Source organism: Clostridium cylindrosporum DSM 605 (assembly GCF_001047375.1).
Lineage (GTDB): Bacteria > Bacillota > Clostridia > Clostridiales > Caloramatoraceae > Clostridium_AB > Clostridium_AB cylindrosporum.
The window spans coordinates 237,211-253,902 of sequence record NZ_LFVU01000026.1 but is presented as its reverse complement, the minus strand read 5'-3'; the positions used below and the strand labels follow the sequence as shown (position 1 = coordinate 253,902).

Here is a 16,692-nt window from a genome sequence, read left to right as displayed (position 1 = left end):
AGAGGACTTTTTTACTTTGCATATTTAACAATAATATCACGTAGTACTGTTACTACCTCTAATTCTAGTCTGTCATTATAATATTTAGCAAATCTTTCATCTGCAACATACATTTCAGCAAGGCCTATATGGGCTTCTTTAGAATAATTTTCCCATGAGAAGCTTAACCAAGCTTTATGTTTCTCATAAACATCCTTAGCAGCTTGTGAATCTAAATCACTTGTTTTCACAACCTCTGAAAGAGATTTAAACATTTGATTTTCAATCTCTTTCATATTTTCAAAATCCCCTTCACTCATGTTCATAAACTTTTTATTAGAGGCCTCTACAGTTTCCCTCCCATACTTTTCTCTAATTTCATTCCCATACATTTCTTCATTCTCAGCTAATTTTTCTTTTTTAAATCCTTGAAACTTTTCTTTATCTGACATTATTATCTCCCCTTTGTTATATGCTAATGTTTTTTCAACAGTTAAAATCAACTTATCAAGTTCATTTCGTTTATCAATAAGTCTTTGGTGATGTTCCATTAATGACTTATTAATATCAAAATTAGGATGTGAAATTATATGTTGTATCTCTTCTAGTTTCATCTCTATTGATTTATAAAATAATATTTGTTGTAGAAGGTCAACTTCTCTTTGTCCATAAATGCGATATCCAGATGAATTAATACGAGAAGGCTTTAATAAACCAATTTCATCATAATATCTTAAGGTTCTTGAACTAATACCTGCCATTTGAGCTAATGTTTTAATCGTATATTCCATTTCATCACCTCCAAATTCTATAATAAGGGATGCCGCTACGTTAAGGTCAATATGTATTTTATTTTAGATAAAACTTAGAAAGTCCAACGCTAAAATGCATTGGACCTTCTAAATTAATATATATTTAACTATTTTATATTCTCATTCCACTATCTGTATATCCTTCTGGTATACCTGTTTCATATTTATTATTATCATCAAGTTGCCATTCAAACCATCCACCTTCAAATATAGCTGTGCTAGTAAACCCAGCTATATCAGCAAAAAACTTTGATCTAGCACCACCCCAAGCTGCAGAGCCACAGTAAAAAGCAAGTCTTTTATTTTTATCAATATCCTGACCCTTCCAAAGCTTCTCTACCTCTGAAAGGTTTCTCATTGTGCCATCAACATTAGTGGTTTTGATTCCTCCTACCCAAAATGAATCAGGGATTCTTCCTGCCTTAGGACAATAATCGTAACCTGTGTCCTCTCCTATAAATTGCTTCCATCCTCTTATATCTATAAGTTGACCAGCTTCTGAATTAGAGAGTATATACTTTGCCTCTTCAATAGGTACAATAATATTTGGTTTACTAGGTATATCTCCACTAAAGGATATACCTGGCTGTTTTTCAGGATTACCTGATTCAGTTTCAAATCCTGCTTCTATCCATGCATCTAGTCCTCCACTAATAGGACGAACATCATTTACACCCATATATTGAAGCATAGTTGCTAATTTATAATCCGCACAGGAATTAGGTTCACAGGCATAAAGTATAACTGTTGTATCTACATCAATACCGTTATTTATTGCAAACTGCTTAAGTTCATCATCTGGGCGATGTGTCCACGCAGGAAGGCATTCAAACTCATCAGAATCTATATGTACGGAGCCTGGAATATGATGCTTAATAAACTTTTCAGATGCTTCTTTCCAAGAAACTTCAAAAATCTTATACTTTCCACCTTTAAAATGCTCTGGTATCTTGCCATCAATAACATCCTTTACCCACTGTACTGTAACTACTCTCTCATAATGAGGATAGGCTTCTACTTCTCCATCCCAATTTTTCAAGTCAAAATAGTAAAGATTTTCACAACCCTTTTCAATCAAAAACTTTGCAACCTCTTTTGCATCTTTACTGTTTCCATCATAAAGTACAATGTTCTTATCTTCTGTTATCCCCTTAAAGTTCATAGAATTAAGAAGCTCTTCTTGAACCTTCTCACCATTGATAGTAAGCCAGTGTGCAGCAAAATCTGTAGCTCCCTTAATATGCCCTTCTATTTCAAGTCCATCCATTTTCCAACCACTAAAGGCCTCACTTCTTCTAGTATCTACAACAACCCAATTTGGATCATCTAAAACCTCTTTTAATCTTTCAGTAGTAATTGTTTGCATATTACCTTTTTTATAATTAATAGTACCCATATCTTTACTCCTTAATATATATTTAGATATTAAAATAAATACCCTTTAACATTAACTTTCTACTGTAATTTTTAATGGCAAGCTAAATTACTTTTCTCTTGTTCTACAACATTACGCCATTTACCATTAAAATAGAAATATCCAGTTATCATAAGTCCAATTACCCAACCAGCTGCATAGCAAAAGAACATGCTCTCCTTACCAAAAATATCTGCAAATAAATATGCTACAGGAACTCTTGCTATCCATAGTGATATTATTGTAGATAGCATAGGGATAACCATATCCCCTGCCCCTCTCATTACAGAATTCCAAACATCGAATACTGAAACCATACAATAAAATGGCAATATTCTATAAAGATATGCACTTCCAGCTGCAATAACCTCCTCATTCGAAGTAAATATAGACATAATCTCTTTCGCAAATATTATTAGTAATCCACCAATTACAATACTAACGCTGCATGATAATATCATAGCTGCATGTGTTCCCTTTTTAACTCTATCCATCTTTTTTGCACCAATATTTTGTCCAGTATAGGTTACAATTGCATTATTAAAACTCTGTATTGGCATGTATGCAAAACTATCTATCTTCCCTGCAACATTAAATCCAGCCATAAAGCTTGACCCAAATGAATTTGCAAGTGACTGTATTCCAAGTGTTCCAATAGAAAAGATTGACTGCTGCACTCCATACGGAATGCCTATTTTTAAAACTTTCATAAAAAGATGCTTGTCCATATGAAAGGGATTAAGCCTTAAAAAGTTATACTTTTTCTTTATGTATATATATCCTGCAAGCCACGAGAAAAACTCTGCTATAACTGTAGATATGGCAACCCCTGCAATTCCCTGCTTAAACACTATGACCAAAATCAAGTCTAATATAATATTAATTACGCAGGATATGAGAAGAAAAATCAATGGTGTTTTGCTATCCCCTAGACCCTGCAAAATTCCAGTGTTTACATGATACCCTAAAGAACAAAACATACCAGCTAAAATAATACTTATGTATGTCTTTGCTCCTTCAAACACATCTGCTGGAACATTTATAATATGTAATAATGGTTCACAGAATATTACTCCTATAACAGTTAAAGGTACAATACCTATCATAATTGCTCCGTATACAGTATCTGCGGTTCTAGATACCCTTTCAATATTCTTACTTCCATAAAATTGGGCTACAAGTATGGTAGCACCGGTAGAAAATCCAGAGAAAATGGAAGTTATCATAAATATAACTGGGAACCCTGTTCCAACCGCTGCTAGTGCATAATCACCTACAAACTTACCTACAATAACACTATCTACTACGTTGTATAATTGGGTGAGAATATTTCCATAAAGCATTGGAATGGCAAAGGCCGCTATTAGCTTAAAGGGATTCCCCTGTGTCATATCTGTCATTCTTCCTGTCCTCATATGGTTATGCTCCTCATATAATATATTTAAGTTTTTTATAAACTTCTATATAGAGAAAAATAGGGTTAGTAATTCATACAAAACCTATCTTTCATTATTCTTATTATCATAATTAGTTTTCTATTTTCTACAAAGAAAGTATATAGAACTTTGTTACTACACTCCAATATGTATTTCAAATACAATTTTCAAAATGCATCATACTTTTCTATTTTTATACATTTATCTTATTAAAAATTCAATGTATAAAGTATATATAAAAAAAGCTGACTGAAAGTATAAATATATACTTTCAGACAACTTTTTATTGTTTTAAAGACTTATTAACCTCAAGTTTTTGAAGTTCATCTACTGTTATAAACTTATATCCTTCTTTAGAAAGCTCTTTAAGCACTCCCTCGATTGCTTTAAATTCTTCATTAGTCTTATCATACATAGGATGCATTAGTATTATAGAGCCTGGCTTTACATTATCCTTAACATACTTTATCTTATCTGATGCATTACTATAGTAAGTATCAGGTTCCATATTCCACATAATAGTATCTTTATTTCTTTTATGTAGGTAATACGGAAGGCCTATAAGTTTCTTGCCATTTGGTGGTCTAAAGTCAATTTTACCCTTATATCCTTGGGATTTAATTAACCTATCTGTTTTATTTACTTCTTTCTTTATATAGGAAGGAGTTTTAAATACCATTCGATTATGTGAATATGTATGGTTTCCAACTTGATGCCCTGCATCTATAATCTTTTTAGCTTCCTTAGGATTCTCCTCTACTTCTCTTCCTATTAGAAAAAATGTAACCTTTGCCTTGTATTTATCTAGTAGAGGTAAAATCTTATCTACGTTTTTCGTGGGACCATCATCAAAGGTTAATGCCACTACTTTTTGATCTGTCTTTACGGAATTAGTTAACCCTCCAAATAACTGATATTCTCTAGAGGCCATTAACTTGTACGTACCAAGTAATACAAGGAATAATATAATAATTCCTATTCCTATAAATATTAATTTCTTCTTCATAATTACAATCCTTTTTTATTATTTATTCAACGTGTTCATATAAAGTAACACTTTCAATATAGTTAATAACTCTTCTTAATTCCTTTACCTGTTCTCTACTAATCTCACCGAGTTCATACATTCTATGAATTTCAGAGCGCTCTACATCTATAACCTTAATCCTTAATTCTTCTTTCTGCACTTCAATTTCTTGATTATAGGATGTTGTTGATCTTTTTAATCGATTAACCATTTTTCTATAGTCTAAAATCACTGATAAAACAATCTCCGGTCTTTCATATTCCTTTGCATACTCTGCTAATCTCCTAAGAACCTTATATAAAACCTTTACTTGAATATCCTTTGCTAGACGTAGCTGTGTAGCTTTACTTTCACTATTTTTATTATAACGACTAAAATAGTCCTTTAAGCTCCTTATTATTTTCCCAATAAGATATCTTGTACGAGACAGAACATTATTTGATATAGCTTCTTCTCTATGATCAAGAGATTTTTCAAATGTTTTAAAGACTTCTTCATCTATTCCATTCTTTTCTCTTAAATCATGAATGTACTTTCTTTCTGCTTTTAAAGCCTTTAATAGTACTTCTCTTAATCTCTGTTGATATTCACTTGAACCTTTTTCAATTGAATTTTCTTCATGATGAGTATTTTGAAACATAACTCTATATTCATTAATTAACTCATAGGCTGCGGATCTATTTTCCTCATTTATTTCTTCCTTAATCTTTTTAATAGCTGCTATTAAAAGTCTACTTTTTGCCTCATTTATATCAATTAGGCCCTTTTCCTCACCTTCTACAACCTCTACTTTACTTAAGAGAGGTAAAAACACCGTTGCAATAATTAGTGTAAACAAGATAACCCCAGCTGCTAAAAAGAGAATAAGTGAACGCTGTGGAAATTCTTCTCCACTCATTAAAAGATAAGGTATTGATAAAACCCCTGCCATTGTAACTCCGCCACGAACACCAGTTAAACTAATTAATAATGATGCTTTAATACTTGGCTTTGCACAATCATTTACTCTTCTAATGTAATATTCATAGTTAGAAAATATATAAGACCAAATAAATCGAATCCCTAGTATACTAACACCGATTGCAATTACATATCCTACAGCTAACCAATTGCTTATATTAGGATTAGCTACAGTTTCATCCATTGATGAAGGAATGTTTAATCCTAATAATAAGAATACAATCCCATTTAGAATAAATATAACAGTTGACCAAAGACTCTCTGTAAGTAATTGTTGCTGCGCCGCCTTAGCTTCTACTCTTGCTCTTCTTAAAGAGTGCACAACACCGGCTACTACTACAGCAATAACTCCTGATGCATGTAGCATTTTTTCTGTAATTATAAAAATAATAAATGGAGTCATTATTTGAAGGAGTGAATGAAATATAACATCATTTATACCCTGTTTGCGTAGAGTAAATTCTATCCATGATATAAGAAGACTAAGAACTAATCCTAGGATAGCCCCTACAAAAAACGTATATGAAAAATCAAAAAGTGCTTTTTGTAGTGAGAAGTATCCAGTTACTACCGCAGTAACTGCATAGTTAAAGGCAACTAATCCTGATGCATCATTTATTAGAGATTCTCCTCTAACAAGATTCAGTACCTTTTCTGGAATATGAATTCTTTTAGCGATACCATTTACAGATACAGGATCAGTAGGTGATAAAATAGCCGCTAATGCAAATGATGCAGCAAGAGGAATATCTGGTATAACCCAGTAAATAAAATACCCTCCACCAATAGTTGTTAAAAGCACAAGTACAATTGCATTACCTAGTATTGGTACCCTCATCTTCCACAACTCTTCATTTGGGAAATGCCTCCCATCATTATATAAAAGAGGTGCTACAAATAGTAGCAAAAACCACTCTGTTTCTATTTCCACTGAAACATTTTTAAATACAAGTGCAATTATTATTCCAAAAGCTATTTGAGTTAAAGCTGTAGGAATAAATGGTATGTAATGGCTAATTACACTGGAAATTAATAAACAAACAAGCAATAATAATACTGTCATTAATAAATCCATATGACTCCCCCTTTAATATCAATTTTTATATAGTAACTCTCTTTCCTATCAATACTTTTACTTTTATAATCATAACTCTATTATAGAATTATGTTATAACATATGCTATATCTTTTTAGTACAATTCAATATGGTTGTATGTGCGCTATGGTTATCACTCATCCTTTTTGAAGGGATGTGATACATATATCTATTATATTTAATATTGCCATTAATAGAAAAAAGCTCAAAAAAATAGTAGCTCCAATTTCAAATGGTTACTACTATTTTAATTATATAACTATACTATGAGAAGTTTATTGATAAGCCCCTATCTGTTGAAAATTTAAGCTATTTTATGTAAAAAAATTTACTACATATCTTTTAAACATTCCAATAAAAACTCTTCTTCCTCAAGGTTTAGAGTAAATACATTATCTTCAAAAAACTTATTATACCTATAAATAGGATAATTTCCTTGAATTCTATTATTAATTATACCTATATCATTTAATTGCTTTTTAAATTCTTCCCTTTCCCCTTCTTGGATACTATCTTTATGTATTAAATAAACATACATAGTTTTAAAATTCTCGGATTCAGGTACTGTAATTCTAATATTGGATTCTAAGTTCTCTATCTTTACTTGTATTCTACTCTTAACATCAATAAAACTCTTCTTCAAAATATCCTTTATTTTTTTATCTTTTCTTATTCTTTGAATTTCTTCATATATTCCTTTCTTAACCACATTATCTTCTAATACATTTTTACTTTCGACATCGTCTACTACACCTTTATTTTCAGTGGCATCTATAGGCTCTAAAGTTCCCCCACTATTTTCTTCATATTTAGAAGGTTCTTCATTTTTAAAATAAATTTCTTTTCTTAATTTATCTAAATTATTATCGATAGTTTCTAGAATCTTTTCATTACTACTATTAAATAAATTATAAAATATATTCTTATCTAATCCAGAAAAACCTAAAAATGCACCTAAGAAAGAATATGCTACATAATCATATTTAATATTCTTATACTGCAAGTAATCATTCATATCACTAATGTTATCATACTTAGAAATAAAAGCTAGGAAGTTTTGAAGGACATCAGAAGTAATTTCATTAACATCTATCTCATACATTCTATTTGCAATTTTTTTATAAATTAATGCACATTCTTTTCTTTGCAAAGATTCTTCTCCAAATTGCTTTGTAATTTCTTTTCCAATACCTTTAATTAACTCCTCTATCTCTTCCTTATCTATATCACCAACTTTAGACTTTGGGCTTTTCATTATACAGTTAGTAATAATTTCATAAACTTTTAATTCCTCTGAATCTTTTAGTCCTATATCGCAAAAACTTATCTCATTATTATTAACATCAATTACATTTAACCAGTTATTAAACTCATCACACTCTTCTCTTAAAAGCTCTGAATATCTTTCTATATATTTAATATCAAAAGTAAATTTATCTATAAATATCTCACTATATTTTGTATTGGTTTTTTTATAGAATCCTATTAAATTCTTAACTGGTGATATATATTTTAACATTAGATTATATTCTTCCGCTTTCCTGATGTATTGGTCTATACATCTCCTAATAGCATATGCATAATATAGTCCTTTAACATTGTTAAAAAGCGTATCTTTTATTATTTCAATTTCAATATCACTTTGAGTATACTCACAATCTTTATTTTCATCTAATTCTATATTATTAAGATATAAATCCTTTATTACTTCAAACTTATCTATATATTTAATTATTAGCTTAGTTTCATACACAGTTTTAGACTTTGCTAAAATTCTATCCAAATGTACTTGTGATAAAAATAAAACCTTTGTATTCGACTTATTGAAGTATATTGTTTTTGATGTAATATATACATCTTGTGAAACCTTATCTAATTCATATTCTATATCATCAATATCAAATTCAAAAATTATAGGGTACTCCTCGTATTCTGACTCTAAGCTGTCAGCTAATTTAAAACTAGGAACCTTTGAGAATAATGTTATAAACTTATTGCCAATCGATAACTCAGTTCCAAAGTGTCTTTTTGTCCCATATGTTCTTTTTTCATAAAATGCTCTTGGAGATATACTTTCTGTAGCAAAAATATCGTTAAAATTCAAAGATGAAGTTGGAAAATATAATTTCATACTTTTTCTCCTTATATATTAAATTATAAAGCTAACTCCCAGTCCTTATAATATATAGCCTAAAAACTGGGAGCAACTACAAATGTATATTTATAATCTTATTACACTAAAATTCTTTAAAATCATAATATTCACGTGGAATACTTTTTAAAAATGGAGATAATTCATTTGAATATAGTATAAATAGATTGCTGCATGTCCTAGTAACAGCTACATATAAAGCCTCCTTATAGCTATAGTTTATACTATCACTTCTTACTTCACATGCAGGTAAAAAGACATTTTCAAATTGTAATCCCTTTGAACTATGATAGGTAAGTATTTTAGGCTTATTACTATAGAAGTCTAAAGTATTATAGGTTTTTCTCCTTTCATCATATTTGTACTCAACATCAATACCTTTACTCTCAAAGTAATCTTTTACGCTTATAACTTCCTTATTACTTGCTAATAAAATACCTACATCACTCCATCTTTCATTCTGTATGGTATTAATAATGTAATCTAATTCCTGATATAACCCTTTACATTTTATAATCATAGGAATTTCTTTACCCATTCTAGTACATCTATTTAATATATTATTCTGTTTTTCAGTAACGCTTTGTGCAAACTTAGCTACTTTTCTCGGCAAACGATAGTTTTTATCAAGTCTCTTATGATTTTTACTATCAATTTGGGCTATAGACTCAATATCACTTAAAGTGATATTATGGGTTTTTGATGTATATATCTGTTGTGCATCATCCCCAAAAAAGATAAAGTTTTCGTTTGCCATGTTAATTAACTTAGATATTTCTTCCCTTGAAAAATCCTGTACCTCATCTACTATAATATAATCAGCAGATGAAATACCTGATCTAGATAAATCATCATAATGACATACCTTTGAAGCATCTAATCCTAAACTTTTAACACCATCTTCTATAAAACTTCTTAAGGCTTTAGTATAGATTACTACCAAATAAGTACCTCGTTTTGTATCTTGGATTTCTTTAGCTTTATGTAAAGCCAAAACAGTTTTACCGCTTCCTGCACATCCCTCAATAAGATAATTATCAAACTTTAATTGTCTTATTTTGTATTGTTCATCATCTAACTCTGCTTCTGAAACCATCCACTTTTTAGAAATTCCTTCCATTGCCAAAATACTATCCCCTTCACATAATAATTACACTGGAAATTTTTTCAAGAGTAATTATTATTATGTAAGTGGAAAAATGTTTATACTACAATAATATGCTTTACTTAAACTATTTTAAATTTAATTTAACTTCATAGTCATAAACCGTAAGACTTCAATTCATTAAGCTTCTACGTCAGCTTAATAAGGATTAGATATTTTTATTTGGAATTACACTATACCACTCTTTTCAATCTATATTTAATCGAACTTATTAATTTAATTAACACATCCGCAAATACTAGTCCTACAACAATTACAGCTGATAATACACTTACATTTGCTGCATACTGTAGCCCTTCAATATATTTATTTGAGGCAATCGAGTGCATAGCTTCATATGCCATTCCCCCTGGAACTAAAGGTATAATCCCAGCAACATTAAAGAGGATTGTTGGCATTTTAAAGTAACTCGCTAAAACATGGGCTAAAATTCCAACTATAAATGCCCCTGCAAATGAAGCTGGATATATATTAACTGAATTTTTTATAAGTATATAGGAAGTCATCCACCCCATTATTCCTAATACACCGCAGTTTACTAGAAATTTTGCAGGTGCATTAAAAACTACAGAGATTCCAACTGCCGCTAGAAAGCTACCTATCCCTTGCATAAACCAATCCATCTTTTCTTCTCCTAACCTTAAAATACTACTACAGAAGCTATCCCTGAACCAACAGCTAAAGCAGTAAGACAAGACTCTGCACATCTTGGCATAGCCACAACAAAATGCCCTGTTACTAAATCCCTTACTCCATTTGCAATAGTGATACCTGGTACTAATGGCATAACAGAACCAACAATAATCTTTTCTATATCTGTCCCTAAGCCATATTTTGTTGCTCCTAATGCCACTAATGCAATAACAACTGAAGCTATAAAATCTGATATAAATTTTATATTTGTTAGCTTAAAAAGCATAAGAAATGTTCCATATCCAAGTCCTCCTGCAAGTATAGCAGCTGGAATATCAATATATTTACCTTGAAATAAAACTATAAAACCTCCACTAGCAAGTGCCGGCAAAACTACTTGTGCAAAAATAGGTAGTGAAATGTTTGTTTTATCTATATAAAGCAAAGCGTTATAAGCTTCTTTTATAGTTATCTTAGACTTTATTAAATTAAGAGAGACAGAATTAATACGTGAAATCTTTTCAAGGTCCGTTATTCGTTTTGTAACCTTAATAGTTTTTGATTCATAGTTAGTACCTGGTAAAAAAATAACTTTCGTAGAGGTAACAGTTATTCTGGAATTATTAAACCCCTTAGAAAGCGCAATATCTCTCATAGTATCCTGAACCCTATAGGTCTCTGATCCACTTTTCATTAGTAAAGTTCCTACTAGTAAAATACACTTTATCACCAATTCTTCATTTTCTACTTTATTCATATGCTCCACCTACCCTCCACAGGCTAAAAACTTAATTTGAAAGATATTTATAAGTAGTATACCCATTTAGACTTTGATTTAAGTTAGTTATTGCACATTTTACAACAATCCACATATATTAAATTATTGAGAGTAAATATTTTAAGGAGGCCTTTTTTGGATATATATGTTGTTAACAAAGGCGATACTCTTTGGAAAATTGCCAATCGCTATAATGTTAATATGGACTTAATAGCTAAAGTTAATGGGCTTCAAAGTCCAAATCAACTAGCAATTGGTCAAGCCTTACTTATTCCAAAACTTAATGGATACCATAGGGTTCAGCCTGGAGATACATTATGGTCAATAGCACATAAGCATGGAGTAACAGTTGAGTCAATTGTATCCGCAAATGAAATTACAAACCCAAATATTATTTATCCTGGAATGCTACTAATCATTCCTACATCTAAACCAATAATTGATGTGTATGCTTATAGCTATGAAGATGATAAATTAGGTGCTAAGTCTGTTAATGAGGTAGGAAAATCACTTACTTACTTTAGCCCTAAAGCCTATGTAGTTACAAAAAGTGGTACACTTGATGAAACTCCAGACGAGATGCAACTTGCCGCTGCAAAGCTTAACAATGTTATTCCTACTCTATCTATTATGAATTTCAAACCCGGGGACATTGGATCTCAAACAGCTCATGCTATCTTATCTAGTAAAGACCTACAAGAAAAGCTATTAAGAAATGTTATTAATGTTATGGATGAAAAAGGTTATAAAGGACTAAACATAAATTTCGAAAATGTGCTTCCATCTGATCGTGAAGCTTATATTGGCTTTGTTCAGCTTGCTGTTAATCGCCTTCATCCAAGGGGATATATTGTATCTACTGCACTTGCCCCAAAGACAAGTGGCACTCAACCTGGGCTTTTATATGAAGCACATGACTATCCCGCACTTGGTAATATCGTTGATTTCGTGGTTTTAATGACATATGAATGGGGGTACCGTCTAGGACCGCCTCAAGCAATCTCACCTATAAAAGAAATAGAGAAAGTAGTTAAGTATGCCCTGTCAGTTATGCCTGCTAATAAAATACATTTAGGCTTCGAAATATATGCAAGGGATTGGCTTATTCCTCACGTTAAGGGTAATGTAGCAGAAACATTTAGCCCTCAGGAAGCACTAAATCGAGCAATGAAATATGGTGCTACAATTCAATATGATACAAATGCACAGGCACCATTTTATCGATATGTAGATGAAAACGGACAGGGACATGAGGTTTGGTTTGAAGATGCAAGAAGTGCTAAGGCCAAATTTGACTTAGTTAAAAAATATAATCTTCGTGGTATCACTTACTGGGCACTTGGTTTCCCTTATCCTGAAAACTGGTCACTATTAAATGATACCTTTACTATTAAAAAATTCAAATAGATCCTTAACTATAAAGTCCAGTACTAAAAAGTATTGGACTTTACACTTTGTAGATAAACTTATACATCTAGTATTAGAGTCCTACAATCAAATCAATAGCATAAAATAGTAATGTAATTATATTTTAGGAGGAATCTAATGTACTTTACCCCATTTAGTAGTTTAAATGAAATTTATAGATCTTATAAAGATGAGTTTACATCTGAGGAAGCAGCTGATATTGCAAAGGCACTTAGACTTGATTTTAATAAGGAACTCTTTGATTTAAAACAATTTAATATAGGATTAAATGTTGAACTAGAACATGGATCAAAGTTTTCTGAAACAAATATAACTAATGATGATCCAATTCTAACAGGGAAAATAACTTTATCACATCTTAGAGAGTTTCCTGATTACTATGTAAGACTTGTTAAGCTTGAAGAGGAAGCTGAGGAATACTGGTCTAGATTAAGGAATCCTGATAATGAGACTAGGGAATTTACTTTAAGTGAACTATCTCAGTATGATGGCACCGCGGGAAAACCTACCTATGTAGCAGTTAATGGAATTGTATATGATGTAACCAACAATCCAAATTGGAGTTCAGGAGTACACTTCGGAGTATCAGCTGGTAAAGATTTAACCTCTGAGTTTCAAAATTGCCACGGATCATCAAGTATTCTAGAAAATCTACCTAAGGTAGGAGTACTTAAAAAGTAATACTATATTTTAAAAGGCTCAATGTAAAAACATTGAGCCTTTTTCATACATATTAATATTAAAGTGAAGATATTATATCCTTTATATGTTCTTTAGAAATTTCTTTATCAATTTTCACTACTTTACCATCCTTAGTATAAACAAGTGTTGATACCTCTGTAGTGCCAAGTCTTGATGCAAGACCTGAGTTTTTATATACATCTATTTTTTGAACTTTTATACTTTCCTTTAATTCCTTTTCAACCTCTTCTATAACCTTCATATAATTTCTGCTAGTTTCATCAGTAGGTGCCCATAAATATATAAGCCCTATCTTTTCACTTTGCATTATTTCATTTTCGAATACTTCTGATTCAGCGATGTATTTCTCTGCGCCTACTCCAGCAATAGCACCATCACCTACCGCTGTAGCAACTTGCTTCACGTACTTATCTCTAACATCTCCAATAGCAAAAACACCTTCAAGATTGGTTTCCATCTTTTCATTTGTTATTATATTACCTTGAGGACTAAGATTAATTTGTCCCTCAAATATTTCTGTGTTAGGAACATATCCTATAAATAGGAAACATCCATCAACCTCTACCTTATCAATCTCCCCAGTTTTAACATTCTTTAGAACTACTGCATTTAACCTTTCCTCACCCTCAAATGAATCTACAGTAGTATTCCACTTAAATTCCATTCTTGGATTCTTCAGAGCCTGCTCCTGTGCAATTTTATTTGCATCCATTATCCCTTCATCGTGAACTACAGAGACTATAACCTTACTTGCAAACTTTGTAAGGAATATCCCTTCCTCTATAGCTGCATCTCCACTTCCTATAACCATAACCGTCTTATCTGTGTTATAGGCTGCATCACAGGTTGCACAGAAGGAGATTCCCCTATCATATAGGAAGTTTTCCTCATTTTTAGCCTGTGTAAGTCTTGGCTTCCCACCAGTAGAAATTATAACTGATTTTGCATGATACACTACTCTAAAGGTTTCAACTAGTTTGTCCTTTCCTTCAAGCTGAACTTTCTTTACATCAGTAAGTTTAAAATTCACTCCAAATTCCTTTGCCTGCTTGTGGAATAAGTTCATAAGTTCTGTCCCTGTTATTCCTCCTGGGAATCCTGGATAATTTGCTATTTCATTTGTATAAGTAGCAAGTCCACCTACTAGTGATTTTTCTATTAGTAGAGTTTTAAGTTTTGCTCTTCCACAGTATATTGCAGATGTTAACCCTGAAGCTCCTCCTCCTATTATAACTGCATCATAGTATTCATGTTTCTTTTCCATATCAATCATCTCCATGTTTTAAATATTCTCAATCTAAAAAGAGAACCAGGTTCTAATACTAAAGTTTATTAAACGAACCTGATTCCCTGTATATGCTATATAAAATATTTAACTAAAAGCTTGCTTCCAATCCAAGCACCAAGGAATATAAATATCCAGTATAGCCATCCGTGAAGAGACATTGACGCTACTCCACTAAATAAGGCTCCAATATTACATCCAAAGGAAATTCTTGCACCGTATCCCATAAGCAAACCACCTAGAATTGCAGCTACAACCTGCTTCCATGATTTTATCTTTTTAATTTTAAACTGTGAAGCCAGCAATGTAGCTAAAGATGCTCCTGCTATTATACCTATATTTGATACTGAGTGCATATCATTAAAGAATCCTTTAGCAATAGCCGCTGCATGAGCTTTTTGTTGAAAATACACCCAATTTTCAGGATGGCCACCAAGTGCCTTATATATCCAAGCTCCCCAATAAGAAAATGGAGTTGTTACTCCCCATGCCTTACTAGTTGAAGCAAACATAGCTATATTTATAATACCTAGTATTACAGCTCCAGTTGTATATGTCCATGGATCCTTTAATAATTTTTTATAATAAGAATTATTTCTAATATCCACTGTTTCACCCCCTGTTTATTCATAAGGAAAACATTATTTATTTTTTTCTATATATACTTCCCATTGTCCATCGTCAACTTCTTCGATTTCCACATTGTATCCTTCTTTTCTTGCCCATTCTGGTACGTTTTTCATAGCACAGCTATGGTCAATTTCAACTATAAGTACATCTCCAACATTTAAAGTGCTAAATTTCTTTTGAGTCTTTATTAATGGCACTGGACATGCCTCTCCTAAACAATCTAATCTATGTTCTGACATAATAATACCTCCTAAAAATAAATAATAAATTCAATTATTGGTTTGACTTTCTGTTTCCAAACCAGTCCGCAAATATATATATTGCAAGTAATAGTCCGAACTGTAGAAGTAAAGCTGGTACCCATCCTATAACTTCAGGAAGGAATATACCCTTTTTAGGCATAAATGTGCTTTTCCACCATCCAAAGTCCTTTGCTCCCCAAAGTGACCCTATTATAAAAAACACTAAGGCAAGTATTTGCATAAGGAATCCTTCTCCTACTCTCATAAGAGTTCCAGAGGCACATCCCCCAGCGATTACCATACCTATACCAAACATTACAGCCCCTATAACTATATGAATACCAACCGGCGAAATATTGCCAGGTACAGCTATATTCTTTAGCTCAGCACCATATTGGATAGCTGCAAATCCTACTGTAGCAACTGCAATAGCAATTACAACCGCCTTTGTTAATGATGTGCTTCCTGTTAAAACAGGATCACGTAATGAAGCGGTGAAACAGAACCTTGACCTTTGTAGTGTAAATCCTAAAATAACTCCGAATGTCCACATCAAAGCAGCTTTAGGTGAACTGTTTGCAATAAAGTATCCTGCTCCTATAATACATATAAATAATGCAACTCCAAATGGAATCTGATTAATCCTTTTCTTTTTAGGCTTTCTATTAATTGAAGCTTTAACCTCTGACATTTAATCATCTCCTTTCTGTCACATTACGTATTATAACAAACTTTTTTGTCGATTTTAACCCCCTACCCTACTTAATTGATAGAAATTGTATGCTTAAAGTGTATTAATTATTGCTTTAAATAGCTTCTTTACCTATACCTTGGTAATAGTAACTTTAAAGGTAATTGAAGTTACTAAAGTAAAATAAAAAAGCACAAATAATAATGTTTATAGGCGATTATCTATGCTTAATTACTACCAATTTACTATGAAATTATTATTA

Annotated in this window: 15 protein-coding genes; 2 read left to right on the top strand and 13 right to left on the bottom strand. The window is 31.6% G+C overall.

Annotated elements, in window-relative coordinates; translation table 11 throughout:
- Positions 1–11: 11 nt before the first annotated feature.
- From CLCY_RS08110 to CLCY_RS08070, 9 genes are all read right to left on the bottom strand, one after another.
- Entirely contained in the window at positions 12–770 is a 759-nt protein-coding gene (locus CLCY_RS08110; protein WP_048570612.1) for a MerR family transcriptional regulator, read from the bottom strand.
- 133 nt (positions 771–903) lie between these two features.
- Positions 904–2,187, bottom strand: a complete 1,284-nt coding sequence (locus tag CLCY_RS08105) for a rhodanese-like domain-containing protein (RefSeq protein WP_048570611.1) — start codon at positions 2,185–2,187, stop codon at positions 904–906.
- Positions 2,188–2,258: 71 nt separating this feature from the next.
- The gene (locus CLCY_RS08100; RefSeq protein WP_048570610.1) at positions 2,259–3,620 is read right to left on the bottom strand and encodes an MATE family efflux transporter; all 1,362 of its coding nucleotides are present in this window, start codon (positions 3,618–3,620) and stop codon (positions 2,259–2,261) included.
- 304 nt (positions 3,621–3,924) lie between these two features.
- Entirely contained in the window at positions 3,925–4,647 is a 723-nt protein-coding gene (locus tag CLCY_RS08095; RefSeq protein ID WP_048570609.1) for a polysaccharide deacetylase family protein, read from the bottom strand.
- A 22-nt stretch (positions 4,648–4,669) separates the two neighbouring features.
- Entirely contained in the window at positions 4,670–6,703 is a 2,034-nt protein-coding gene (locus CLCY_RS08090; protein WP_048570608.1) for a Na+/H+ antiporter, read from the bottom strand.
- A 352-nt stretch (positions 6,704–7,055) separates the two neighbouring features.
- On the bottom strand, positions 7,056–8,855 hold the full coding sequence (locus CLCY_RS08085; protein ID WP_048570607.1) for a hypothetical protein: 1,800 nt from the start codon (positions 8,853–8,855) through the stop codon (positions 7,056–7,058).
- Between the two features lie 106 nt (positions 8,856–8,961).
- A complete protein-coding gene (locus CLCY_RS08080; protein ID WP_242844962.1) occupies positions 8,962–9,996 on the bottom strand; it encodes a 3'-5' exonuclease in 1,035 nt (344 codons plus the stop codon).
- 218 nt (positions 9,997–10,214) lie between these two features.
- Positions 10,215–10,664 carry a threonine/serine exporter family protein gene (locus CLCY_RS08075; protein ID WP_048570605.1) on the bottom strand — a complete coding sequence of 150 codons (450 nt, stop codon included), beginning with the start codon at positions 10,662–10,664 and terminating at the stop codon, positions 10,215–10,217.
- A 17-nt stretch (positions 10,665–10,681) separates the two neighbouring features.
- Entirely contained in the window at positions 10,682–11,431 is a 750-nt protein-coding gene (locus tag CLCY_RS08070) for a threonine/serine exporter family protein (protein WP_048570604.1), read from the bottom strand.
- Positions 11,432–11,587: 156 nt separating this feature from the next.
- Between CLCY_RS08070 and CLCY_RS08065 the strand changes: the two genes are divergently transcribed.
- A complete protein-coding gene (locus tag CLCY_RS08065; protein ID WP_048570603.1) occupies positions 11,588–12,859 on the top strand; it encodes a glycoside hydrolase family 18 protein in 1,272 nt (423 codons plus the stop codon).
- A gap of 138 nt (positions 12,860–12,997) precedes the next feature.
- Complete coding sequence (locus CLCY_RS14005) at positions 12,998–13,561, top strand: DUF5661 family protein (RefSeq protein ID WP_242844957.1); 564 nt, start codon at positions 12,998–13,000, stop codon at positions 13,559–13,561.
- A gap of 58 nt (positions 13,562–13,619) precedes the next feature.
- On the opposite strand, the gene CLCY_RS08055 is transcribed toward CLCY_RS14005, so the two are convergent.
- From CLCY_RS08055 to CLCY_RS08040, 4 genes are all read right to left on the bottom strand, one after another.
- Positions 13,620–14,846, bottom strand: coding sequence for an FAD-dependent oxidoreductase (locus CLCY_RS08055; protein ID WP_048570602.1), 1,227 nt, complete (start codon positions 14,844–14,846; stop codon positions 13,620–13,622).
- Positions 14,847–14,941: 95 nt separating this feature from the next.
- Entirely contained in the window at positions 14,942–15,475 is a 534-nt protein-coding gene (locus CLCY_RS08050) for a YeeE/YedE thiosulfate transporter family protein (RefSeq protein ID WP_048570601.1), read from the bottom strand.
- Between the two features lie 33 nt (positions 15,476–15,508).
- The gene (locus CLCY_RS08045) at positions 15,509–15,736 is read right to left on the bottom strand and encodes a sulfurtransferase TusA family protein (protein WP_048570600.1); all 228 of its coding nucleotides are present in this window, start codon (positions 15,734–15,736) and stop codon (positions 15,509–15,511) included.
- A 34-nt stretch (positions 15,737–15,770) separates the two neighbouring features.
- Complete coding sequence (locus CLCY_RS08040) at positions 15,771–16,430, bottom strand: YeeE/YedE thiosulfate transporter family protein (protein ID WP_048570599.1); 660 nt, start codon at positions 16,428–16,430, stop codon at positions 15,771–15,773.
- Positions 16,431–16,692 lie beyond the last annotated feature (262 nt).

What these genes read in the sequence shown, in the direction of transcription:
- CLCY_RS08100 (WP_048570610.1), bottom strand. Translation starts at nt 3,620, where the DNA reads ATGAGGACAGGAAGAATGACAGATATGACACAGGGGAATCCCTTTAAG.
- CLCY_RS08085 (WP_048570607.1), bottom strand. Translation starts at nt 8,855, where the DNA reads ATGAAATTATATTTTCCAACTTCATCTTTGAATTTTAACGATATTTTT.
- CLCY_RS08090 (WP_048570608.1), bottom strand. Translation starts at nt 6,703, where the DNA reads ATGGATTTATTAATGACAGTATTATTATTGCTTGTTTGTTTATTAATT.
- CLCY_RS08105 (WP_048570611.1), bottom strand. Translation starts at nt 2,187, where the DNA reads ATGGGTACTATTAATTATAAAAAAGGTAATATGCAAACAATTACTACT.
- CLCY_RS14005 (WP_242844957.1), top strand. Translation starts at nt 12,998, where the DNA reads ATGTACTTTACCCCATTTAGTAGTTTAAATGAAATTTATAGATCTTAT.
- CLCY_RS08055 (WP_048570602.1), bottom strand. Translation starts at nt 14,846, where the DNA reads ATGGAAAAGAAACATGAATACTATGATGCAGTTATAATAGGAGGAGGA.
- CLCY_RS08075 (WP_048570605.1), bottom strand. Translation starts at nt 10,664, where the DNA reads ATGGATTGGTTTATGCAAGGGATAGGTAGCTTTCTAGCGGCAGTTGGA.
- CLCY_RS08070 (WP_048570604.1), bottom strand. Translation starts at nt 11,431, where the DNA reads ATGAATAAAGTAGAAAATGAAGAATTGGTGATAAAGTGTATTTTACTA.
- CLCY_RS08095 (WP_048570609.1), bottom strand. Translation starts at nt 4,647, where the DNA reads ATGAAGAAGAAATTAATATTTATAGGAATAGGAATTATTATATTATTC.
- CLCY_RS08080 (WP_242844962.1), bottom strand. Translation starts at nt 9,996, where the DNA reads ATGGAAGGAATTTCTAAAAAGTGGATGGTTTCAGAAGCAGAGTTAGAT.
- CLCY_RS08110 (WP_048570612.1), bottom strand. Translation starts at nt 770, where the DNA reads ATGGAATATACGATTAAAACATTAGCTCAAATGGCAGGTATTAGTTCA.
- CLCY_RS08045 (WP_048570600.1), bottom strand. Translation starts at nt 15,736, where the DNA reads ATGTCAGAACATAGATTAGATTGTTTAGGAGAGGCATGTCCAGTGCCA.
- CLCY_RS08040 (WP_048570599.1), bottom strand. Translation starts at nt 16,430, where the DNA reads ATGTCAGAGGTTAAAGCTTCAATTAATAGAAAGCCTAAAAAGAAAAGG.